21 protein-coding genes are annotated in these 22,373 nt (G+C 72.7%); 16 read left to right on the top strand and 5 right to left on the bottom strand.

The window, feature by feature from the left end; genetic code table 11:
- The first annotated feature begins 53 nt into the window (after positions 1-53).
- The 8 genes from O7631_RS02350 to O7631_RS02315 all read left to right on the top strand — a co-directional run bounded on the left by O7631_RS02350 (position 54) and on the right by O7631_RS02315 (position 7,964).
- Positions 54-1,346: a hypothetical protein gene (locus O7631_RS02350; RefSeq protein WP_278142811.1), complete on the top strand. Its 1,293-nt coding sequence runs from the start codon at positions 54-56 to the stop codon at positions 1,344-1,346.
- 42 nt (positions 1,347-1,388) lie between these two features.
- Complete coding sequence (locus O7631_RS02345) at positions 1,389-2,780, top strand: efflux RND transporter periplasmic adaptor subunit (protein WP_278142810.1); 1,392 nt, start codon at positions 1,389-1,391, stop codon at positions 2,778-2,780.
- The gene (locus tag O7631_RS02340) at positions 2,777-3,697 is read left to right on the top strand and encodes an ABC transporter ATP-binding protein (RefSeq protein WP_278142809.1); all 921 of its coding nucleotides are present in this window, start codon (positions 2,777-2,779) and stop codon (positions 3,695-3,697) included. Before O7631_RS02345 ends, O7631_RS02340 begins: the two co-directional genes overlap by 4 nt.
- A complete protein-coding gene (locus O7631_RS02335) occupies positions 3,694-4,878 on the top strand; it encodes an ABC transporter permease (RefSeq protein ID WP_278142808.1) in 1,185 nt (394 codons plus the stop codon). The genes O7631_RS02340 and O7631_RS02335 overlap by 4 nt, the downstream gene beginning before the upstream one ends.
- 214 nt (positions 4,879-5,092) lie before the next feature.
- Entirely contained in the window at positions 5,093-5,302 is a 210-nt protein-coding gene (locus O7631_RS02330) for a helix-turn-helix domain-containing protein (protein WP_007465625.1), read from the top strand.
- 270 nt (positions 5,303-5,572) lie between these two features.
- Positions 5,573-5,674 (top strand): AURKAIP1/COX24 domain-containing protein, encoded by a 102-nt coding sequence (locus tag O7631_RS02325; RefSeq protein ID WP_007465623.1) that lies wholly within the window; start codon positions 5,573-5,575, stop codon positions 5,672-5,674.
- A 122-nt stretch (positions 5,675-5,796) separates the two neighbouring features.
- Positions 5,797-6,873 (top strand): NAD-dependent epimerase/dehydratase family protein, encoded by a 1,077-nt coding sequence (locus tag O7631_RS02320; RefSeq protein WP_278142807.1) that lies wholly within the window; start codon positions 5,797-5,799, stop codon positions 6,871-6,873.
- Between the two features lie 233 nt (positions 6,874-7,106).
- Positions 7,107-7,964 carry a lysophospholipid acyltransferase family protein gene (locus O7631_RS02315; RefSeq protein ID WP_278147817.1) on the top strand — a complete coding sequence of 286 codons (858 nt, stop codon included), beginning with the start codon at positions 7,107-7,109 and terminating at the stop codon, positions 7,962-7,964.
- A 24-nt stretch (positions 7,965-7,988) separates the two neighbouring features.
- Here O7631_RS02315 and O7631_RS02310 read toward each other — a convergent pair whose 3' ends face one another.
- From O7631_RS02310 to O7631_RS02300, 3 genes are all read right to left on the bottom strand, one after another.
- The gene (locus tag O7631_RS02310; RefSeq protein ID WP_278142806.1) at positions 7,989-8,858 is read right to left on the bottom strand and encodes an HAD-IB family hydrolase; all 870 of its coding nucleotides are present in this window, start codon (positions 8,856-8,858) and stop codon (positions 7,989-7,991) included.
- Positions 8,859-8,978: 120 nt separating this feature from the next.
- Entirely contained in the window at positions 8,979-9,854 is an 876-nt protein-coding gene (locus tag O7631_RS02305; protein ID WP_278142805.1) for a DUF5667 domain-containing protein, read from the bottom strand.
- A gap of 278 nt (positions 9,855-10,132) precedes the next feature.
- On the bottom strand, positions 10,133-11,116 hold the full coding sequence (locus tag O7631_RS02300; protein ID WP_278142804.1) for an ECF subfamily RNA polymerase sigma factor, BldN family: 984 nt from the start codon (positions 11,114-11,116) through the stop codon (positions 10,133-10,135).
- Positions 11,117-11,703: 587 nt separating this feature from the next.
- Between O7631_RS02300 and O7631_RS02295 the strand changes: the two genes are divergently transcribed.
- The 3 genes from O7631_RS02295 to O7631_RS02285 are packed head-to-tail and all read left to right on the top strand — an operon-like array spanning position 11,704 to position 14,245.
- Positions 11,704-13,317, top strand: coding sequence for an AMP-binding protein (locus tag O7631_RS02295; protein WP_278142803.1), 1,614 nt, complete (start codon positions 11,704-11,706; stop codon positions 13,315-13,317).
- Positions 13,307-13,561, top strand: coding sequence for a glutaredoxin family protein (locus tag O7631_RS02290; protein WP_278142802.1), 255 nt, complete (start codon positions 13,307-13,309; stop codon positions 13,559-13,561). Before O7631_RS02295 ends, O7631_RS02290 begins: the two co-directional genes overlap by 11 nt.
- A gap of 21 nt (positions 13,562-13,582) precedes the next feature.
- Positions 13,583-14,245 (top strand): HAD hydrolase-like protein, encoded by a 663-nt coding sequence (locus O7631_RS02285; protein ID WP_278142801.1) that lies wholly within the window; start codon positions 13,583-13,585, stop codon positions 14,243-14,245.
- Here the strand turns inward: O7631_RS02285 and O7631_RS02280 are convergent.
- Both O7631_RS02280 and O7631_RS02275 read right to left on the bottom strand, forming a co-directional pair.
- Positions 14,226-14,879 (bottom strand): response regulator transcription factor, encoded by a 654-nt coding sequence (locus O7631_RS02280; RefSeq protein ID WP_269682215.1) that lies wholly within the window; start codon positions 14,877-14,879, stop codon positions 14,226-14,228. The two genes, O7631_RS02285 and O7631_RS02280, sit on opposite strands and share 20 nt — an antisense overlap.
- Before the next feature lie 40 nt (positions 14,880-14,919).
- Positions 14,920-16,224 carry a sensor histidine kinase gene (locus tag O7631_RS02275; protein WP_278142800.1) on the bottom strand — a complete coding sequence of 435 codons (1,305 nt, stop codon included), beginning with the start codon at positions 16,222-16,224 and terminating at the stop codon, positions 14,920-14,922.
- Between the two features lie 370 nt (positions 16,225-16,594).
- On the opposite strand from O7631_RS02275, the gene O7631_RS02270 reads away from it, so the two are divergent.
- Genes O7631_RS02270 through hemB form a run of 5 tightly spaced genes read left to right on the top strand, consistent with a single transcriptional unit; the run spans position 16,595 to position 22,305 of the window.
- Entirely contained in the window at positions 16,595-17,365 is a 771-nt protein-coding gene (locus tag O7631_RS02270) for a redox-sensing transcriptional repressor Rex (RefSeq protein ID WP_278142799.1), read from the top strand.
- Positions 17,362-18,759: a glutamyl-tRNA reductase gene (locus O7631_RS02265; RefSeq protein WP_145778788.1), complete on the top strand. Its 1,398-nt coding sequence runs from the start codon at positions 17,362-17,364 to the stop codon at positions 18,757-18,759. The genes O7631_RS02270 and O7631_RS02265 overlap by 4 nt, the downstream gene beginning before the upstream one ends.
- Entirely contained in the window at positions 18,756-19,724 is a 969-nt protein-coding gene (gene hemC, locus O7631_RS02260; RefSeq protein ID WP_278142795.1) for a hydroxymethylbilane synthase, read from the top strand. The genes O7631_RS02265 and hemC overlap by 4 nt, the downstream gene beginning before the upstream one ends.
- Positions 19,721-21,301: a uroporphyrinogen-III synthase gene (locus tag O7631_RS02255; protein WP_124819086.1), complete on the top strand. Its 1,581-nt coding sequence runs from the start codon at positions 19,721-19,723 to the stop codon at positions 21,299-21,301. Before hemC ends, O7631_RS02255 begins: the two co-directional genes overlap by 4 nt.
- A 20-nt stretch (positions 21,302-21,321) precedes the next feature.
- Entirely contained in the window at positions 21,322-22,305 is a 984-nt protein-coding gene (gene hemB / locus O7631_RS02250; RefSeq protein WP_278142791.1) for a porphobilinogen synthase, read from the top strand.
- Positions 22,306-22,373: the final 68 nt, after the last annotated feature.

Here is a 22,373-nt window from a genome sequence, read left to right as displayed (position 1 = left end):
ACCGGCCCGGGGCGGCCTCGCCCCGCTCAGGTAATGGTCGTACCCTTCGGCGGGTGACTGACGGGGTGCAGCAACGGCCGGCACCACGGCGGCTCTGGCCGCTGTGGACGGTGTTCCTGGTGGTCGTCGTGCTGCTGGGCTGTGGTGTGCCGGCGGTGCTCGTCGTCGGAGTGATCCGGGAGAACGGCGCCCGGGCCACGTTCAGCCGAGCCGGCGTCTCGACAGCCGACGATCCCGCCACGGTGGCGGCCCGTGCGCTTGCCGACCGGATGACCACCCAGCTCAATCGGCAGTCCACCGCGCTGCTCGGTGGGGACCGCGCCGGTTTTCTCGCCGTCGCCGACCCCGCGGCACACGGTGACCTGCGCCGACGCTTCGCCGCGCTCCGCGAGCTCAAGGTGACCGTCTGGCGGGCCGAACCGAGCGGTCTGCCCGCACCGGTCGTCGGCAAGCCGGGGGAGTGGCGGCTGCTGGTGCGCTTCCAGTACTGCTTCGTCGCACCGAACTGCCGGCCCAGCCCGGTGCTGATCGGCACCCGTTGGCGGGAGAACGGCGACCAGCCCCGCCTGGTCGCACTCGAGGAATCCAAGTCGGTGGAGACCGGCACCCGACCGTGGGAGATCAGCGATCTGGCCGTGGCGGTCGGCGCGCGGACCATCGTCGCCACCACCCCCGCGTTGCGCGGCAAGCTGCCCGGCCTGCTCACCCAGGCCGAGGCGGCGGCCAAGGTCGCCGACGGGTACGCGCTGACCGGGTCGCCGCCGGACCGCTACCGGATCTTCTACGCCGGCCCGACCGAGTGGCAGCGGTGGTACGGCGGCGACCGGCCAGAGTGGACCGGCGGCTACGCGGTGACGGTCGGCGGCGGCCACCACGAGGTGGTGCTCAACGCCGAAGGGCTCTCCAGCAGCGGCACCGACGACCTGCTCCGGCACGAGCTGACCCACGCGGCTTCGTTGCCCGAGCGCGGCTACCCGGGCAAGACGACCTGGTGGTTGGTGGAGGGGCTGGCCGAGTTGGCCGGTGCCGGTGGTCAGGCGGTCGACAGGTACGAGGGCATCCCCGAGGTGCGCAAACTGGTCCGCGGCGGTTGGGACGGTCAGTTGGCGGACGTCAACCCCGCCGACGACGCCTCGGCCGAGCGGGTCGCCGGCAGTTACGGCGTCGGCTACCTCGCCGTCCGGCACCTCGTCGACAGGTACGGGCCGCAGTCGTTGCTCGCCTTCTTCAAGGCGGTGGTGCACGAGCGCGACACTCTCGACGTGGCCGCCGAGCAGGCGTTCGGTGAGAAGTGGTCGACGCTGCACGACGAGTGCGTCGCGTACATCCGGGCCGCCACCGCCTGACGTGCTGGTCGGCGGTGTGACGGTCGGTCGTACCATCGATGGGTGCGCCGCCCCCAGTTGCCGCGGCCGGCCGGCACCACGCGGCCCCGCCTGCTCGTCGCCCTGACCGCCGTCGCCGTCCTCACCGCCACCACCGCCGCCTCCTGCGGCGACGACGCCCCGGACCTCGCGTTGGCGTCCGCGGCCCGCAACCCGGTCAGCGAGGTGATCGACGCGCCGGCGACGGTGACCGCCCGGGCCGCCGCCACCCTCACGGCTCCCGCCGACGGCACGCTGGCGAGCCTCCGCGTCCAGCCCGGCCAGTCGGTGAAGCGCGGCCAGATCCTTGCCGTGGTCGACTCGCCCTCGGCGCAGCAGCGGCTCCGGCAGGCGAAGGAGGCCCTGGACGCCGCGAAGCGCGCCGGCCGGGGTGCCTCCACCGGTGACCTGACCAGCAGCCGACGTGGCACGGACAAGGCCGCGAACGAGGCGTTCGACGCCGCCCGCGAGGCCGCGGAGAAGATCGCCGACCCGCAGGTGCGCGGCGCGCTGCTGACCCAGGTGACGTCCGCCCAGCGGCAGTACGCTGCCGCCGCCCGCAGCGCCGACCAGGCCGTGCGCGCCGTCCAACGGGGGATCAACGGGTTGAGCTCCGCCGTCGGCGCGCTCTCCGCGGCGCAGCGGCTCCAGGCCCAGCAGGGGTACGACCTGGCGAAGTCGACAGTGGACGCCCTGACCCTGCGGGCTCCGATCGCCGGCGTGGTGCAGCCGGGCGGCACCCGGGCCGGCAACACTCCGTCCGGTGGGCTCGCCGGGCTGTTGGAGCAGGCCGGTGGCGCCCAGGCCGCCGGCCTCGACCCGTCCGCGCTGGCCTCCGGCCAGGGTGGGCCACCGGCCGGGGTCGACGACGCGGTGGCGGTCGGCGGCCGGGTCACCGCCGGCACACCGGTCCTGACCGTCGTGGACACCGGGCAGTTGGGGCTGCTCGCCGAGGTGGACGAGACCGACGTGTTGCTGGTCAAGGCCGGCGTGACCGCCACCGTCGAGTTGGACGCCGTCACCGGGGCCAGCTACGACGCCACCGTCCGCTCGGTCGACGTGCTGCCCACCAACTCCGCCCAGGGCGGGGTCACCTACCGTGTGCGCCTGGCTCTGGGTACCGGGAAGCTGGCCGAGGACGAGCCGGCGCCCACGCCCCGCCCCGGCATGAACGCGATAGTCCACCTGCGGGTACGCGAGGCCGCCGACGCGGTGACAGTTCCCGCCTCGGCGGTGTTCTCCGCCGACGGCCGGGACGCGGTGTGGGTGGTCCGCGACGGCAAAGCTGGGCGGGCGGCGGTGACGGTGGGCGTCCAGGGGTCCGATCTCGTCCAGATCCTCAACGGTGTCCAACCCGGTGACCGGATCGTCGTGCGCGGCACCGACCAGGTCCGTGACGGTCAGGAGGTGCGGTGACCGTCGCCCCGCCGGCGATCGAGGCGGTCGACGTGTCCCGGACGTACCAGCTCGACGGGGTGTCCGTCGAGGCGCTGCGCGGGGTGTCGCTGGTCGTGCAACCGGGGGACTACGTGGCCCTGGTCGGCCCGTCCGGCTCGGGCAAGTCCACGCTCATGCACCTCCTCGGCGGGTTGGACCGCCCCACCGGCGGCCGTCTGGTGATCGGTGGGCGGGACGTCAACACCCTGGCCCCACCGGAGATGGCCACCCTGCGCAACGAGACGATCGGTTTCGTCTTCCAGGCGTTCCACCTGCTGCCCCGTACGTCGGCTGTGGAGAACGTGGCACTACCGCTGGTCTACCGGGGCGTGTCGGCCCGGCGACGCCGGGAGCGGGCGGCTGCGGTGCTCGGCCGGGTCGGCCTCGGGCACCGCTTGGACCACCGGCCCAACCAGATGTCCGGCGGTGAGCAGCAACGGGTAGCGATCGCCCGCGCACTGGTCACCGAGCCGACGGTGCTGCTGGCCGACGAGCCCACCGGCAACCTGGACAGCGTCACCGGCGCGGCCGTGCTGGAGCTGCTGGAGCGGTTGAACGCCGAGTCCGGGGTGGCACTGGTGATGGTCACCCACGACCAGGAGGTGGCGGCGCGTGCCCGCCGCCGGATCACCATGCGCGACGGGGTGGTGGTGGCGGACAGCGACGACGCGCAGTCCGCCCATGATCGACCGCCGTCCGTCGACCATGGTCGACCTGCGACACTGGTCCCCGCTCCCAGCGCGGAGCCCCGGTCCGCGTCCGGAAGCGGCCCGGGGCACCCACCCGGTGGCTCCGGTGGCGCCGCCGGAGCCACCGGGTGCCTTCCGCGCGAGGTCGAGCAGCGCGACGCTACTGCTGGTCAGTCCGACATCGAGCGGCCCGGCGGCGCGGCGTGAGGGTCGCCGAGGCGTGGCGGGTCGCGCTGGACGCCCTCCGCGCCAACCGACTGCGCAGCGCCCTCACCATGCTCGGGGTGATCATCGGGGTGGCCTCGGTCGTCCTGTTGGTGGCCATCGGCACCGGCACCAAACAGAAGGTCGAGCAACAGGTCGAGGGCCTCGGCTCCAACCTGCTGCTGGTCGTCCCCGGTCGGATCGAGGTGGGCAACGCCCCGGTGGTGTCGCCGCTGACCCTGCGCGACGTGGACGCCGTCACCCGGGTGGTCGGCGACCCGGACCGGGTGGCGGTCACCGTCGCCTCCGGGGCGACCGCCCGAGCCGGCAACCGCTCCGACTTCACCACCGTGCAGGGCGTGCTGGAGACCACCCCCACGGTGTTCACCCGCTCGCTGGCCCGTGGTCGCTACCTCACCGGCACCGACGTGGACACCAGCCGACGCGTCGCGGTGCTCGGCGACTCGGTCGCCCGGGCGCTCTTCCCCGACCGGGACCCGCTCGGCCAGCAGGTGGCGCTGGCCGGGGTGCGGTTCCGGGTGATCGGCGTCTTCGCACCGCTGGGGCAGAGCCTCGGCGTCGACCGGGACGACGAGGTGCACGTGCCGGTGACCGCCGCGCAGCGGCTCTGGGGCACCCAGCGGGTGGACGGCATCGCGGTCAAGGCACCCGACCGGGAGCGGATCGACGAACTGGGCGAGCGGATCGTCGCCGAGCTGAACCGCCGCCACCCCGACACCGAGTTCAGTGCTGTCACCCAGCAGCAGATCCTCGGTGTGCTCGGCGACATCCTCGGCGTCCTCACCGGCGTACTGGCCGCCATCGCCGGCATCTCCCTGCTCGTCGGCGGGGTCGGTGTCTCCAACATCATGCTGGTCAGCGTCCGGGAACGGACCCGGGAGATCGGTCTGCGCAAGGCGGTCGGCGCGCGTCCCCGCGACATCGGTGTGCAGTTCCTGTTGGAGGCGGTGCTGCTCACCACGATCGGCGGGCTGGCCGGGATGGCGTTGGGAGTGGGGACCGCCCTGCTGGTCGACGCCCTGTCGCCGATCCCGGCCGCGATCACCTGGTGGTCGCTGGCGCTCGCGTTCGGCGTGTCAGCCGTGGTCGGCATCGTCTTCGGGGTCGTCCCCGCGCAGCGCGCCGGCCGCCTCGACCCGGTGGTGGCGCTGCGCGCCGAGTGAGCAGCGGCGGAACAGACAGGACGGCGGCCTCAGGCGGGCGGAAACCGGGAGCACGGATCGGGTGAACCGGCGAGGAGAAACATGATCAGTTGTACGAAGGGATCGCGCCGGTCACAACCGCCCCGCTACCGTACTGGTAACACGCGCGTCGTCGGCCCGGCCCGGAGCATCCGCCGGGTTGGCACGCGCCGGGCATGGGATGGGTCGGTGAGCCATGGCCGGGTCGCAGTCCGACGGACGGCTGTCGGAGGTCAAGTTCCTGACCGTTGCCGAGGTGGCGACGGTCATGCGGGTGTCGAAGATGACGGTCTATCGCCTGGTGCACAGCGGTGAGCTCACCGCGGTCCGGGTCGGCCGCTCATTCCGGGTGCCAGAGCATGCGGTGCACGAATATCTCCGGGGTGCTTTTCAGGAGACCGCCTGAGCCACCGCCCCGCCCTCCGACTGCCATCTGATCGGCATCGGTGAGCGCGAGGAGTGAGCTTGCGAGCCCCGCAGTCGCGAGCGAAGGGCGGCATCGACGGGGGCGCGTTGGTCCGGCTGACGCTGTCCAGCTACCCTGGAGTCCGACCGAGACCCCACCGGTGCGCCCCGCCGCCCAGACTGGTCCGGTCCGTTGTCCGCAAGCGGTCGCCGTCGCCACCTGCGTGGTGTCATCCGGTCCGCCCCGCACGTTGTATCGAAAGGCTGTCGTATGGGCTCGGTGGTCAAGAAGCGCCGTAAGCGCATGGCTAAGAAGAAGCACCGCAAGCTGCTGCGCAAGACCCGCGTCCAGCGTCGCCGTCTCGGCAAGTGATCGCCGCCGGGCTCCGTGCCCGGCGCTCGGCGTCACTTGCCCAACTGTCGATCCCCGGAGGCTCAGGTGATCAGGCCGTGGTCGTCCCGGCTCGGTCCTCCCTGCCGGGGTAGGTGCGTCAGATGACCCCCGGTAGCACCTCAGGTGCTCCGGGGGTCGTCGTCGTCACCGGGGTGGGCCGCTACCTGGGTGCCCACGTGGCGGCCCGACTGGCCGCCGACCCCCGGATCGAACGGGTCATCGGGGTGGACGCCCCGGACTCGGGCACCGAGTTCACCGACCTGCTGGACCGGGTCGAACGGATCCGCCTCGACAGCGACTCGCTCGGCGGCCTCCTCGCCGACCTGGACGTCGACGCGGTGGTGCACCTCGCGCTGGTCAGCGCCCCCGACCAGCAGCACGGTGGTCGGTCGGCCATGAAGGACCAGAACGTCATCGGCACCATGCACCTGCTGGCCGCCTGTCAACGGGCGCCCCGGCTGCGCAAGCTCGTGGTCCGTTCGTCGACCGCCGCGTACGGGGTCTCGTTCCGGGATCCGGCGGTCTTCACCGAGGAGACCGAACCGCGCGAGGTGCCACGTGGCGGGTTCGGCCGCGACATTCTCGACGTCGAGGGGTACGTCCGTGGCTTCCGACGCCGCCGGCCCGACGTCACCGCGACGGTGCTGCGCTTCGCGCCGTTCATCGGTTCGACCGCCGACACCACGTTGACCCGCTACTTCGCGCAGCCGTTCGTGCCGACCGTCTTCGGCCGTGATCCCCGTCTGCAGTTCCTGCGCTTCGACGACGCGTTGGAGGTGCTGCACCGGTCGATCGTCGAGGACCATCCCGGCACCTACAACGTCGCCGGTCCGGGGGTGCTGTCGCTGTCGCAGGCGATCCGGCGGGCCGGCCGGGTGGCTGTGCCGGTGCTGGAACCGGGTCTCTCCGGTGCCGCAGCACTGGCCCGCACCATGGGCTTCGGCCGTTACGGCCTGGACCAGGTCGACCTCTTCGTGCACGGCCGGGTTGTCGACACCAGCCGGCTGGAGCAGGAGTACGGCTTCACGCCGCGTTCGACAGCCGACGCGTTCGAGGACTTCATCCGCGCCCACCACGGTGGGGTGGTGGTCACCCGGGACCAGTTGGCAGTCGCCGAGCAGTTGGTCCGGGACGGCATTCGGCAGGTCCGCGCGGCCGTGACGGACCGCAAACCATGACGGGGCCGGCGGAGGGGCGCGACCCGCAGGGGGTCGGGCGTTTCGACGTACCGCAGCAGGCGCCCGCGCCGGACGCGGAGCCGGCGCGGCGCAACGGGCATCGGCCGGTCGCGCGGGTCGCGCCGCCCTCGACGCCGCCCACCGACGAGGTCGACACCGCGGCCACCGACGAGCCAGTCGCGAAGGCGGGCGGCCCCGCGGACGTTGGGACGCCGGGTGGCACCGAGCGGGCCGTGGCGGATCGGCCGGGTGACCACTGGGACCGCAAGGTCGCCAACGGTCTGGCGTTCCTGCGTCGGCGGCTGTCCGGTGACTACGAGGTCGACGAGTTCGGGTTCGACTCGGAGTTGACCGACGCGGTCTTCCACCCGCTGCTGCGGCTGCTCTACCGGGACTGGTTCCGCACCGAGGTCAGTGGTGTCGAGCATGTGCCGGTCGACGGGCCCGCCCTGGTGGTCGGCAACCACTCGGGGACGGTGGCGCTGGACGCGTTGATCCTCTCGGCGGCGCTGCACGACAAGCATCCCGCGCACCGCTACCTGCGGCTGCTCGGCGCCGACCTGGTCTTCCGGATGCCGGTGGTCTCCGAGATCGCCCGCAAGACCGGCGGCACGGTGGCCTGCAACCCGGACGCGGAGCGGCTGCTCGGCGCGGGTGACCTGGTCGGCGTGTTCCCCGAGGGCTTCAAGGGGATCGGCAAGCTCTACGCCGACCGGTACAAGCTGCAACGGTTCGGGCGGGGCGGTTTCGTCTCGGCGGCGCTGCGCACCGGCACGCCGATCGTTCCGGTCGCCATCGTCGGTGGCGAGGAGATCTACCCGATGCTCGCCGACATCAAGCCGCTGGCGCGGCTGCTCAAGCTTCCGTACTTCCCGGTCACGCCGACCTTCCCGTGGCTCGGGCCGTTGGGCATGGTGCCGCTGCCGAGCAAGTGGCTGATCGAGTTCTGCCCGCCGATCCCCACCGCCCACCTGACCGACTCGGCGGACGACCCGCTGGTGGTGTTCAACCTCGCCGACCAGGTGCGGGAGACCATCCAGCAGACCGTGCACACGCTGCTGGAGCGACGGCCCGACCCGTTCGGCCCCTGAGCCGGCCAACGCGACGGCGTGAGGTCAGCCGGCGCGGCGGCGTCGCTGGAGGGCCAGGCCGGCGGTGACCGCGCCGGCGACCAACCCGGCTGCCGCGGTCGACGGCACCGCGATCTTCACCGCCCGACGGCCGGTGCGGAAGTCCCGCACCTCCCAACCGTGCCGGCGGGCCTGCCGCAGCAGGCTGCCGTCCGGGTTGACGGCCACCGCCCTGCCGACAGCGGAGAGCAGCGGCAGGTCGTTGGCGGAGTCGCTGTAGGCGGCGCAGCGGGTGAGGTCGAGCCCTTCCACGGCGGCGAGCTGGGTGACCGCCTCGGCCTTCGCCGGCCCGTGCATCAGGTCACCCACCAACCGCCCGGTGTACGCCCCGTCCAGCACCTCGGCCACCGTGCCGATCGCACCGGTGAGACCGAGCCTGGCGGCGATCACCCGGCCGATCTCGACCGGGGCGGCGCTGACCAGCCACACCCGCTGGCCGGCGTCCAGGTGACGTTGTGCGAGTTGGTGGGTGCCGGCCCAGATCCGGGGAGCCATCATCTCGTCGAAGATTTCCTCCGCGAGGTGCTCCACCTCGTGGACCCGCCAGCCCTGCACGAAGGCCAGCGCGGCCTCCTTGGCCAGTGACATGTCACCTGCGTGCTCCCGGGCGAGCAGCCGGAACCGGAGCTGCTGCCAGGCGAATCGGGCCAGGTCAGCGGTGGTGAGGTAGTTGCGGGAGGCGAGCCCACGGGCGAACCAGTAGATCGACGCGCCCTGCATCATCGTGTTGTCCACGTCGAAGAACGCCGCGGCCGTCGTGTCCGGTGCGGTGGCCGGGGCCAGGTCGGTCTCCGCCCAGCCCGCAGTGTGCCCCTCGGCGTCGGTGCTGACCGTCACCTTACGGCTGCGCGCCACGCGACCCCCTTCCTCACCGGTACGACAGATGCCTCCCAGCGAGGGTATCCGCCGCAGACGGTCGACCGGCCGAGCACACAACGAACTGTGGCGCGGCCGGTCGGACGTGCGGTATAGGGATCAGCGCGATCCGGGGCAGGTCTTCGGGTCGGGCCCGAGGGTGTCGCTGGTGGTCGGCGCCGGGAGGCCGCAGGCGATAGCCGCGCGCAGCGAGTCCGAACGGTCCCGGATGTCGTCCAGGAGGAGCAGCGACCGCTGGGTGCGTTCCCGGTCGGCGCGGGTGCTCCCGTCGAGCAGGCCGCTCACCGCGCGACGCTGGCCTGCGACGAAGGTGTTGAGGGTGTCCAGGCTGCCCGGCTCGGCCCGCTGCACCGCGGCGGAGGTGAGCAGGCGTACGCCCTGCCGGGTGTCGGCGTCCATGTCGTCGAGGACCGCGCTGTAGCCGATCCGGTCGCCGCGCAGCTTGGCGGCTTCGCCGAGCCTGGTCCGGGCGAAGTCGAGGAAGAGCTGGCCGCGGCTGATGTCCGAGCTGGCCAGGGCGAGCTGGGCGCGTTCGGTCGAGCGCTTCATGCCGTAGAGCGCGTCGCCGGGCACCGCGTTCTCGCTGGCGGCGGAGATGCCGGAGACGGCGATGGCGCCGGCGGCGATGCCGACCAGGATCGCGCCCCGGGCTCGGGCCCGACGCGCGGTGACCGCCGGTAGGAGCCGCCCACGGGTCGTCGTGGTGGCCGGTTCGCTGGCCGCCGGTGCGGTGCCCAGCCCTTCCCGTTCGGCCGTCGCGAGCAGCATCGCCCGTAGACCGGTCCGGAATTCCGGGTTCACCTCGACAGCCGGGGGATCGACGCTGAGGCGCTGGCCCACCGCCACGAGTGGCGCGAGTTGGGCGTCCACCCGCGATCGCACGTGGTGCCGGCGAGCGCCGTTGGCCTCGTCGAGAAGCTGCGCGAAGCGCTCGGCGCGCCGGCGGGAGAAGAGGATGTCGTCCACCGCAGGCACCTCCTCTCGCTGGTCACGGCCGGTCGGCCGCCGTCGTTGCCAGCGACCGGGCGGCAGTGTGACACCACGGAGGTGAGGTGCCGCCGGCGTACCGGTGGGACCTCGGTGCCCGGGCCTGCCGGGACCTCCACCGGTCGCACCCGGAGAAACGCGGCGGACCGGGCACGGGTTACGGGCCAGGCGGGGCGGAAATTACACAAAGTGATGGTTGTCACCGGACTGCACCGGCTCTGAGCTGGGCAGACGTTGATCGACATCCATCGGTTTCTTGAAACAACCTACGGTTGGAAGCCGTCCGGGAGCAGTCGCGCCAGGGCGCGAACAGCCCGGTACTGGAGGGCCTTGATGGCGCCTTCGTTCTTGCCCATGGCGCGGGCCGTCTCGGCGACGGAGAAGCCCTGGAGGAAGCGGAGAACGATGCACTCCTGCTGCTCCGGGTTGAGTTGCTTCACGGCGGTGAGCAGCGCGACGTTGGTGATGTGCTCCACCACCGCGGCCTCCGGGCTGCCCTCGGGGCCCCGGTCCTCCCGGTCGGCGTCGAGCACGTCGCCGGTGGTGACCTCCAGCCGGTACCGACCCGACTTGAAGTGGTCCGCCACCAGGTTGCGGGCGATCGTCACCAGCCAGGCCCCGAGGTCCCTGCCCTGCCAGGTGAAGCTGCCGATCCGCTTGAGCGCGCGCAGGAAGGTGTCCGAGGTGAGGTCCTCGGCGAGTTGCCGGTTGCCGACCCGGAAGTAGACGAACCGGAAGACGGTGTCCACGTACCGGTCGTAGATCAGGCCGAACGCCTCGGAGTCGCCGGCCTGGGCCCGCTCGATCAGCGTCCAGACCTCGGTGGCCGGGTCGGACGGGTCCGGGCGGCTCGGGAATCCGGTCGGGGTGGTCGCGGGTTCGGCCGGCACCGCCGGAATGACCGCCGTCTCCGCCGGCACCGCCGGAATCACCGCCGTCTCGCCCGCCGCCGGGTCGGTGGTCACCGTCGGCGTGTCGCTGCCCCGTCGACCCTGCGCGGGCAACGGCCGGGGGGGTACGCCGACCCGGCCGCCGGGCGTCTTCGTGTTGCCGCCGGGCACCGACGGACGCGGTGTGGGTTCGTTCGGGTGTGGCCGACTGCGGATCCGGTGTGCCGCGCCGTCACCCCGCACGGCGGTGCCGTGTGGATCGTCCAGCGGGGAACGGGCCGGCGGCCGCTCGTTGACGTGGGAGCGGGCGGGCTGGCCGGTCAGGCCGAGCGGGCGTTCCGCGTAACCGAAGGTGGTCACCGTGTTGCCCCCGCCCCGTTGGTCGTCGGACGGGTCGGTCTGTGGGTCGTCGGGACGGGCCGACCGGGCTCCCGGTCGGGCAGAACGGTCGCGGGGGTTGCCGGCGGGCGGCAATTCCCCTGGAGGTGCTGGTCCAATGCGCTCACAGGCACGGGGGCCTCCTCGGGCTGAGGGGTGTCGACTCACGGCAAATGGGGTGACCCGACCCGAGTGATGATAGGGCCAACGTCACCCGCGCGTGGCAAGTCCGTTACACAAGGCGGAAGTATTTCCCGCTCCGTCGCACCAATGCCGGACCGGTTGTCCGTCGTGTGCGTTTGACTTTCCGTGCACACGCTGTTCCACGATGGATCACCTGATCGGAGGGCATGTCGGACGTTCGGCCGGCCCACCCCGTCGGGCAGTCGCGCCGGCGCGCCGAAGCGCTTGTGGACGCCGCCGCCCGTCCCATCGGCAGGACCCGATCGAACCGCCGGTGGCACATCAGGCAGTCCCGTGAATGGGACTCTCATCGGGGTCGCCGTCCGAGCGCCCAGCCGTCCGTCGGGCGTGGCCTGTCGTCGCCCGCTGTGCCAGACTCGACCACCGTGCAGGACGCCTCGGTACCCCCCGCGCCGAACCTCGCCGACCGGGTCCGCCGGGCGGCTCACGACAGCGGCGACCGGGCCGCGCTGCACTGGCGCGACCAGACGCTCAGCTGGTCCGACCTGGACACCGCCGTGGACGCCGCCGCCCGTGGCCTGTCCGCCGCCGCCCCGCACACCGACCCCGGCGGTACGCCGCCACGCGTCGCGATCGCGCTGCCGAACACCATCGACTTCGTCGTCACCTGGCTCGGCGCCCTGCGCGCGGGACTGGTCGCCGTGCCGGTCAACCCCGGCTTCACCGCACCGGAACTGCGGCACGTGTTGTCCGACTCCGGCGCGTCGGTGCTCGTCGCCACCGACCGGGTCCGAAGCCTCGTCGCCGACCTGCCCGCGCTCGTCGCCGTGCACGGCACACCGCCGACAGCCGACCCGCCCGGCCCGGCCCGCCCGCGTCGAGGCGGCACCGACCTGGCGGTACTGCTCTACACCTCCGGCACCGAGGGGCGGCCCAAGGGCGCGATGCTCTCGCACCGGGCGCTGCTCGCCAACCTCCAACAGGTCGACGGGATCGAACCGCCGGTGGTCCGACCGACGGACACCGTGCTGCTCGCGCTGCCGCTGTTCCACGCGTACGGGCTCAACTCGGGGCTCGGCGCGGTCATCGACAACGGAGCGACCGGGGTGCTGCTCGACGAGCTGGGCCCGACCGCCGGGCTGGACGACATCGCCCGGCACCGGGTCACCGTGCTGGTCGGCGTACCGTCGATGTTCCTGACCTGGGCCGATGCCCCCACGGCCCGCGCGGCGACCGCGTCGGTGCGGGTGGCGGTCTGTGGCGCGGCGCCGCTGGAACCCCCGGTCGCGGCGCGCTTCACCGAGGCCACCGGGCATCAGGTGCACATCGGGTACGGCCTCACCGAGACCGCCCCGGTGCTGACCTCCACCCTGGTGGGCGGCGTGGCCAAGGCCGGCTCGATCGGCCGTCCCCTGCCCGGGGTGGGGTTACGCCTGGTCGGCGCCGACGGGGTGGACCTCTGGCGCGACGGGGTCGCCGTCGGAGACGACGACCCGGACGAGCTGAACATCTCCGATGTGACGCCGGGCACCGACCCCGGGCAGATCGTCGTGCGTGGCCCCAACCTCTTCGACGGCTACTGGCCCGACGGTCGGGGTGGGCCCGACGCCGATGGCTGGTGGGGCACCGGGGACGTCGCCTACGCCGACGAGGACGGGGACCTCTTCCTGGTCGACCGGCTCGGCGAGCTGATCCTGGTCAACGGGTTCAACGTCTATCCCCACGAGGTCGAGTTGGTGCTCGCCGGGCACCCCGGGGTGGCCGAGTCGGCGGTACTGGGTGTGCCGCACCCGCGGACCGGCGAGACTGTGCGGGCGTACGTGGTGCCGAAACCGGGGCGGCCGGTGACCAGCGACGACCTGCTCGCCCACTGCGCACGGAACCTCGCCCGGTTCAAGTGCCCGACCGCCGTCGAGATCGTCGACGCCCTGCCCCACTCGGCGATCGGCAAGGTACGCAAGACTGATCTCCGGTCGGCGGCCCCGGCCGGCCGGCCCGCACCCGCCGACACCCGCACGGAGGTAACCGATGGCCACTGACGCCCGGCTCGCCCTGATCACCCGACCTGGCTGCCACCTGTGCGACGACGCCAAGGAGGCGCTCGACCGGGTGGTGGCGGTCACCGGCGACAAGTGGGTCGAATGGGACGTCACCGGTGACGAGGGCCTGGAACGGGAGTACGGGGACCGGCTGCCGGTGGTGATGCTGGACGGCAAGGAGCACGGTTACTGGCGGGTCGAGGAGGACCGGTTGTTGCGGGACCTGACCACGCCGCAGCTCTGAAACGGGGCCTAGGGTGCTCTGATGACCACTGCGAACCCGCACCTCGTCTGGGACTGGAACGGCACCCTGCTCAACGACCTCAGCCTGGTGGTGTCCGCCACCAACGTCGTGTTCGCCAGCCTCGGCGGGCCGGCGGTCACCCTTGACGAGCACCGGGTGCGGTTCCGCCGGCCGATCGCCGAGTACTACGCCGAGGTGCTCGGGCAGGCCGTGGACGCCGACGAGTTCGGCCGACTGGACCGGATCTTCCACGACGCGTACCGCACCGGGTTGACGACCTGTGAGCTGGCCGCCGACGCGCGCACCGCGATGGCCGCGTGGCCCGGCAGCCAGAGCCTGCTCTCCATGTGGTTCCACGAGGAGCTGGTGCCGGCCGTGCACACCTACGGGTTGACCGGCCACTTCACCCGGGTCGACGGCCTGCGGGCCACGGTCGGCGGCGACCGGAAGGCCGAGTCGCTCAAACTGCACCTGGCCGAGCTGGGAGTGGACGGCAGCTCGGTGGTGCTGATCGGTGATTCCATCGACGACGCGGACGCAGCGACCGCCGTGGGCGGCCGGGCGGTCCTCTACACCGGCGGGTTCACCGACCCGGCCCGGCTGCGCGCCTCCGGTCACCCGGTGGCCGACACCCTCACCGACGCGGTCACCCTGGCCCGGCAGGTCAGTTCCGCAGATAGGTGAGGACGGCCAGCACCCGACGGTGCTGCTCGGTGTCCGGCGGCAGGGTGAGCTTGGTGAAGATGTTGCGCACGTGCTTCTCCACCGCCCCGTCGCTGACCACCAGGGCACGCGCGATGGCGGTGTTCGAACGCCCCTCCGCCATCAGCGCCAGCACCTCGCGTTCGCGGGGGGTCAGCTCGCGCAGCGGGTCGTCGCGGCGCCGTCGGGCGAAGAGCTGACCCACCACCTCCGGGTCGAGCACCGTGCCGCCGGCCGCCACCCTGCGCAACGCGTCCAGGAACTCGTCGATCGCGGCGACCCGGTCCTTGAGCAGGTAACCGATCCCACCACCGGAGCCGCCGGTGGTGGCGAGCAGATCATCGGCGTACGAGACCTCGACGTACTGGGAGAGCACCAGGATCGGGGTACGCGGCACCAGCCGGCGGGCCTCCACCGCCGCCCGCAGGCCCTCGTCGGTGTGTGACGGAGGCATCCGGACGTCGACGATCGACACGTCGGGCTGATGCTCCACCACCGCCTCGACCAGCGCGTCGCCGTCCCCGACGGCGGCCACCACCTGGTGTCCGCTCTCGGTCAGCAGCCGGACCAGCCCCTCACGGAGCAGGACGGCGTCGTCGGCGATCACGATGCGCATGGCTGTGTTGTCTACCACGTCGGGGCTGCCTCTCGGTGGTTCACAGCGGCAGGTCGGCGCGGACCTCGGTGGGCCCGCCGGTCGGGCTGACCACGGTCAGCTCACCGCCGGCCGCCCGTACCCGATCGGCGATCCCGGCCAGACCGTGACCCTTGGCGAGGTGTGCGCCGCCCTGCCCGTCGTCGCCCACCCGCACCTGGAGGTGGGCCCCGTGCCGGGCGACGGCCACCGTGGCCTCGGTGGCCCGGGCGTGCTTGGCGACGTTCGTCAGCGCCTCGGCCACCACGAAGTACGCGGTGTTCTCCACCGCCGGGTCGAGCCGCCCGGCCGGGGTGCCGAGCTGCGGATCCACCTGTAGCTCGATCGGGATCAGCCCGCGGGCGGCGATCGCGGCCAGGGCGCTGGGCAGGCCCCTGTCGACCAGGATCGGCGGGGCGATGCCCCGGGACAGCGCCCGCAGCTCGGCCAGCGTGTCCCGGGTCTGGCTGACCGCCTCGTCGATGGTCCGGCCGGCCGCCTCCGGGTCGGAGTTGAGCTGCATCCGGGCCCGGCTGAGGTCCATCGCCAGCCGGACCAGTCGCTGCTGGGGGCCGTCGTGGATGTCGCGTTCCAACCGGCGCAGCGCGGACGCCTCGGCGGACACGGCGGCCCGCTTCTGCTCCTCCAGCACCGTGATCCGGTCCCGCATCTCGGCCACCCCGGTCAGCATGGCCTTGGCGAAGCTGGCCTGGAGCAGTGCGCAGCCCCGGACCACGATCGGCAGGGTGATCAGGAAGAACACCCCTACCGCCGTGTTCAGGCCGATCCGGGCGGTGGTCGAGTCGCCCAGACCGAGCAGTTGGGCCAGATTCTGGTCGCCCTCGCCGGACGGGTGGGGAATGGCCCAGTCGTAGGCCCAGTAGAGCGCCCCGGCGATCGAGACGCCCCACCAGACCACTGTCACCACGAAGGTGCCGATCGCCACGATCAGCCGGATGATGCCGTGTGCCAGGTCGAGCCAGGACTGGGCGTCCCGGATCGGCACGAAGATTCGGCGCCACACGTTGGCACCCGGCTCCGGCATCCGGTAGCGCGGGCGGACCCGGGGCTGCCGGAGCACCGCGGCCATCCGCAGTCGCTCGATGTCTGCCAGGCCACGGGCGGCGTAGAGGGTGCCGCTGAGGATCGGGATGCCGATCACGGTGACGACCAGGCCGACGCTCACCGAGAGGCCGACGATGAGAACGACGAAGCTGGCCAGCCCCAGGGGTAGGCCGAGCAGCACGTAGCCGGAGTCGACGAGGAGTTGGCGGGGGATGCTCGGTGCCAGCGGCGGCCGGGCGCTGGTGGCGGCAACGGTGGTCATGCCAAAAGGCTAGGCAGCGGGGCACCCCGCCCCCATCCCGAAACCCCGCCTCTCCGTCGTAGTGCTGCCCCTACCCCCGCCGGAAGGGCCCGGATCCGGGCCGGCGCGGGATTGGTCAGAGAAGTCGGGATTGAGCAATAATCGCCCGGGCGGCGCGCGGGCGGACCCGTCGGATCGATCTTGCGGAATGGAGGTGCTGGTGAGGTTGCGTGACGCAGCGGCAAGATCGCGATTTGTGCACGTCTTCACAAGCGCCTACGCTGTGACTCCGACGCGCCCTGCTAGCACAGCCGGCAACCTCGGTCGCCAGCGGGAGTCCATAAGCGGCCGACCAGCGGAGTTGGCCGAGGATCGCACCGCACGGAGTCTCATGAGTCAGCACCGTCACCCAGGCGCGCCCGGCCGCGCCGGTGCCGTACCAGCGCTCCCGGACCTGCCCGAGGCGACCGTCGCTCGGCTCCCGGAATACCTGCGCGCGCTGCACAACCTCGCCGACGGCGGGCACGAGACGGTCTCCAGCGAGGGTCTCTCCGCCGCCGCCGGGGTCAACTCCGCGAAGCTCCGCAAGGACCTCTCACACCTCGGCTCCTACGGCACCAGGGGAGTCGGCTACGACGTCGCGCTCCTGATCGAGCAGATCGAGTATGTGCTCGGGCTCACCCAACGACGGGCTGTCGCCCTGGTCGGCGTGGGTAATCTCGGTCACGCCCTGGCCGGCTACGACGGCTTCGCCAGCCGAGGCTTCCGGATCGCCGCACTGCTCGACGCCGATCCCTCCCGCGTCGGCGAGGTGATCAACGGGCTGGTCGTCCGGCATGTCGACGACCTACCCACCGTCGCCGCGGAGGAATCCCTCGCGATCGGCGTGATCGCCACCCCGGCCGCCGCCGCCCAGCAGGTCGCCGACCAACTGGTCGCCGTCGGCGTGACGAGCATCCTCAACTTCGCGCCGTGCGTACTCTCGGTTCCGGAAGGGGTCGACGTGCGCAAGGTCGACCTCGCCATCGAGCTGCAGATTCTGTCCTTCCACGAGCACCGCAAGGCATCGCTGACCGCGCTGCCCGCCGCCGGCGGGTCCGCTCTCACCGCCCTGCCGGGCGGGTTCGCGGCCCCCGACACCCAGGAGGCGATCGGCACGTGAAACTGCTCGTCGTCGGCGCGTCCTACCGGACCGCCCCGGTCGCCACGCTGGAGCAGCTGGCCGTGCCCCCCGCCGACCTCACCCGCACCCTGGACCGCCTGATCGCCCAGCCGTACGTCTCCGAGGCGGTGATCGTCTCCACCTGCAACCGGGTGGAGGTGTACGCCGCCGTGTCCGGTTTCCACGGCGGGCTCGGCGACGTCTGCGCCGTCCTGGCCGAACAGGCCGGCAGCCCGCCGGCGGCGCTCGCCAGCCACCTGTACGTGCACTACGACACCGCCGCCGTGGACCACGTCTTCCGGGTCGCCACCGGCCTGGACTCGATGGTCGTCGGCGAGGCGCAGATCCTCGGGCAGTTGCGCGACGCGTACCACTGGGCCACCGGCGCCGACTCGGCCGGCCGCCTCCTGCACGAGCTGATGCAGCAGGCGCTGCGGGTCGGCAAGCGGGCCCACGCCGAGACCGGCATCGACCGGGCCGGCCAGAGCGTCGTCACCGCCGCGCTGGAGTTGGCCGCCGGGCACCTCGACGGCGACCTCGTCGGCCGCCCGGCCCTGGTCGTCGGCGCCGGCGCGATGGGCTCGCTCGGAGTGGCCACGCTGTCCCGACTGGGAGCCGGCCCGCTCACCGTCAGCAACCGGGGCGCCGACCGGGCCGTCCGGCTCGCCGAGTCGTACGGGGCGAGTGCCGCGCCGATGACCGAACTGGCCGACACCCTCTCCACAGTGGACATCGTAGTGGCCGCCACCGCGTCCACCGAACCGGTCCTCACCCGTACGTTGGTCAGCGCCGCGCTGGCCGAACGGGACCCGGCCCGAGGTCCGCTGGTCCTGCTCGACCTGGCCGTACCGCGCGACGTCGAAGAGGGCGTCGCCGAACTGCCCGGCGTCGAGGTGATCGACATCGACCGGATGGCGGCGCTGCTCGCCGACGGTCCGGCCGCCGCCGACGCCGCCGCCGTCGAACGGATCGTGCTGAGCGAGGTGGAGGGCTTCCTCACCTGGCTGCGCGGTGCCGACGTGGCACCCACAGTGGCAGCGCTGCGTGGCCGCGCCGACGACGTCGTCACCGCCGAGCTGCGCCGGCTCGCCCAGCGTCGCCCCGACCTCGGCGACGACCTGCGGGCCGAGGTGGCCCGCACTGTGCACCGGGTCGTGCAGCGGCTGCTGCACCAGCCCACTGTCAAGGTCCGGCAGTTGGCTGCCGAGCCCGGCGGCGACCAGTACGCGGCCCTGCTGCGCGAACTGTTCGACCTCGAGGTCCCGCAGACGTCGCCGGTGGACACCGTTCCGGACGTGCTCACGCCCGACCTCGGCCTGCCGTTGCCCGGCACCGACCCGATGCCCCGGGTCGACACCGCCGAGCCGACCCCGCCCACCGGAGGTGCGCGATGACCGCCCCCCTGCGCCTCGGCACCCGGGGCAGCGCCCTGGCGATGGCCCAGTCGGGCCAGATCGCCGAAGCGTTGACCGCCGCCACCGGCCGCCCCGTCGAATTGGTCGAGGTCGTCACGGCGGGCGACCGCTCCACCGCGCCGGTGCACCGGCTCGGCGTCGGGGTGTTCGTCTCCGCGCTGCGCGACGCCCTGGTCGCCAAGACGATCGACTTCGCTGTGCACTCCTACAAGGATCTGCCCACGGCTGCCGACGGCGGGCTGCACATCGCAGCCGTACCGGCCCGGCAGGACCCGCGCGACGCGCTGGTCGCCCGCGGCGGTCGGACGCTCGCCGAGCTGCCGGCCGGGGCCACCGTCGGCACCGGCGCGCTGCGCCGGATCGCCCAGTTGCACGCCCTCGGCCTGCAACTGGAGGTCACCCCGATCCGCGGCAACGTGGACACCCGACTGGCGCGGGTGCTCGGCCCCGACGCCGACCTCGACGCTGTCGTCCTGGCCCGGGCCGGGCTGGCCCGGCTCGGCCGGCTCGACGTGATCACCGAATCGCTGGACCCGATGCTCATGCTGCCCGCCCCCGCCCAGGGGGCGCTCGCCGTGGAGTGCCGGGCCGACGACCAGGACCTGGTCGAGCTGCTCGCGGTGCTCGACCACGCACCGTCGCGTGCCGCGGTCACCGCGGAACGCGCGTTTCTGGCAACCCTGGAGGCCGGGTGCAGCGCACCCGTCGCCGCCTATGCCGAGCTCGCCGAAGGCGAGACCGGCGATGAGATCTACCTGCGCGGGGCGGTGATCAGCCCGGACGGCACTCGTGACCTCCGGCTGTCCCGCACCGGAACGCCCGCCGACGCGGCGGAGATCGGTAAGGCACTCGCCGCCGAACTCCTCGACCTCGGCGCCGACTCGATCCTCGGCCACGAAGGACACACCGGCCCGGGGACCCAGCAATTTGGGAGCACAGAATGACCCGCACCCGTAAGCCCGTCGGCCGTATCGCGTTCGTCGGGGCTGGCCCCGGTGACCCGGGCCTGCTGACCCGCCGGGCGCACGACGCCCTGGTCGACGCCGACCAGGTGATCTACGACCGGGGTGTCCCGGAGTCGTTGCTCGCCGTCGTACGCGCCGAAGCCAGGGACGACGCCGAGTTCACCCCCGCCGAAGGCGCGCCGGGGGACGTGGCGAAGGTGCTGATCTCCGCGGCCCGTTCCGGGTTGAACGCGGTGCACCTGGTCGCTGGTGACCCGTTCGGCCACGACTCGGTGGTCAAGGAGGTGCAGGCGGTGGCCCGTACCGCCGCCCACTTCGAGGTGGTGCCCGGCGTCGGCCAGGCCGAGGGTGTGGCCACCTACGCCGGTGTTCCGCTGCCGGGTGTGCGTACGGCTGCCGACGTCGAGGACGTCAGCGCACTGGACTTCGAGGCGTTGGCCACTGCTGTCGGCCGGGGTTCCCTCGCGCTCGCCGTGGACGCCGGCGATCTCGCCGCCGTCCGGGACGGGCTGCTCGCCGCCGGGGTCGACGGCACCACCGGTGTCGGCGTGACCGGCGACGGCACCGGCGAGACCCAGTACACGACCACGTCGACGGTGGACAGCTTCGTGGCCGCCGCGCTCGGCTTCACCGGCCGGGTGGTGCTCACCGTCGGTGTCGGCGTGGGCCAGCGCGACAAGCTGAGCTGGTGGGAGAACCGCCCGCTGTACGGCTGGAAGGTGCTCGTACCCCGCACCAAGGAGCAGGCCGGTGCGATGAGCGCCCGACTGCGCGCGTACGGGGCGATCCCGTGTGAGGTGCCGACCATCGCGGTCGAGCCGCCGCGTACTCCGGCGCAGATGGAGCGGGCCGTCAAGGGCCTGGTCGACGGCCGGTACGCCTGGGTGATCTTCACGTCGGTCAACGCGGTCCGCGCGGTCTGGGAGAAGTTCGCCGAGCATGGCCTGGACGCCCGGCACTTCGGTGGCGTCAAGATCGCCTGCATCGGTGAGGCCACGGCGGACGCGGTCCGCGCGTTCGGTATCCAGCCGGAGCTGATCCCCGCCGGGGAGCAGTCCTCTGAGGGGCTGCTGGCTGAGTTCTCCCCGCACGACGAGATCCTCGACCCGGTGGGCCGCGTGCTGCTGCCGCGCGCCGACATCGCCACCGAGACGCTCGCCGCCGGGCTCACCGAGCGCGGTTGGGAGGTCGACGACGTGACCGCCTACCGGACGGTGCGGGCCGCGCCGCCGCCCGCCGAGATCCGGGACGCGATCAAGTCGGGCGGGTTCGACGCGGTGCTCTTCACCTCGTCCTCCACCGTGCGCAACCTGGTCGGCATCGCCGGGAAGCCGCACGCCCGCACTGTTGTTGCCGTCATCGGGCCCAAGACGGCGGAGACCGCGACGGAGTTCGGCCTCCGGGTCGACGTCCAGCCGCCGCACGCCTCGGTGCCCGACCTGGTGGAGGCGCTCGCCGCCTACGCCGTCGAGCTGCGCGAGAAGCTGGCCGCCATGCCGGCCAAGCAGCGCCGCGGCTCAAAGGTGCAGGGCCCGACAGCCCTGCGCTTCCGGTAGTCGTTCGAGGAGGCCCTTCCATGTCGTACCCCGAGATCCGGCCCCGCCGGCTGCGCCGCACCCCGGCGATCCGCCGGTTGGTCTCCGAGACCCGGGTCGACCCGGCCGAGCTGATCGTGCCGATGTTCGTCAAGGAAGGGCTGAGCGAGCCAAGGGCAATCGGGTCGCTCCCGGGAGTGCTCCAGCACTCCCGGGACTCGCTGCGCAAGGCCGCGGTCGAGGCCGTCCAGGCCGGTGTCGGCGGGATCATGCTCTTCGGCGTGCCGGAGCAACGGGACCCGACCGGCTCCGGCGGCATCGACCCGAACGGCATCCTCAACGTCGCGATCCGGGACGTGGTGGCCGAGGTGGGTGACGCCACTGTGGTGATGAGCGACCTGTGCCTGGACGAGTTCACCTCGCACGGGCACTGCGGGCTGCTCACCCCCGACGGCGAGGTCGACAACGACTCCACCCTCGCCGCGTACGCCGAGATGGCGGTGGCCCAGGCCGCCGCCGGGGTCGGCATGGTCGGGCCGTCCGGGATGATGGACGGCCAGGTCGGCGTGGTGCGCCGGGCCCTCGACGCCGCCGGACACCAGGATGTGGCGGTGCTGGCGTACGCCGTCAAGTACGCTTCCGCGTTCTACGGCCCGTTCCGGGAGGCGGTGGAGTCGGCGCTGGAGGGCGACCGGCGCACCTACCAGCAGGACCCGGCCAACCTGCGGGAATCGCTGCGCGAGGTCGCGCTCGACGTCGCCGAGGGTGCCGACCTGGTGATGGTCAAGCCGGCGCTGCCGTACCTCGACGTGGTGTCGGCGGTGCGGGCCGCCGTGGACGTCCCGGTCGCCGCCTACCAGGTCTCCGGTGAGTACGCGATGGTCGAGGCTGCCGCCGCGAACGGCTGGATCGACCGGGAGCGGGTGATGCTGGAGACGCTCACCTCGATCAAGCGGGCCGGCGCGCAGGTCATCCTCACCTACTGGGCCGTCGAAGCCGCCCAGTTGCTGCGCGAGCGCTACTGACCCGGGGCCCACTGGCCGGGCCTACCCGACCCGGCGCCTACCGACCCGGGCCCTACCGACCCCGACCC

The sequence above is a fragment of the Micromonospora sp. WMMD967 genome, assembly GCF_029626165.1.
Taxonomy (GTDB): Bacteria; Actinomycetota; Actinomycetes; order Mycobacteriales; family Micromonosporaceae; genus Micromonospora; species Micromonospora taraxaci.
This window is presented reverse-complemented; position numbering and strand designations above follow the sequence as displayed.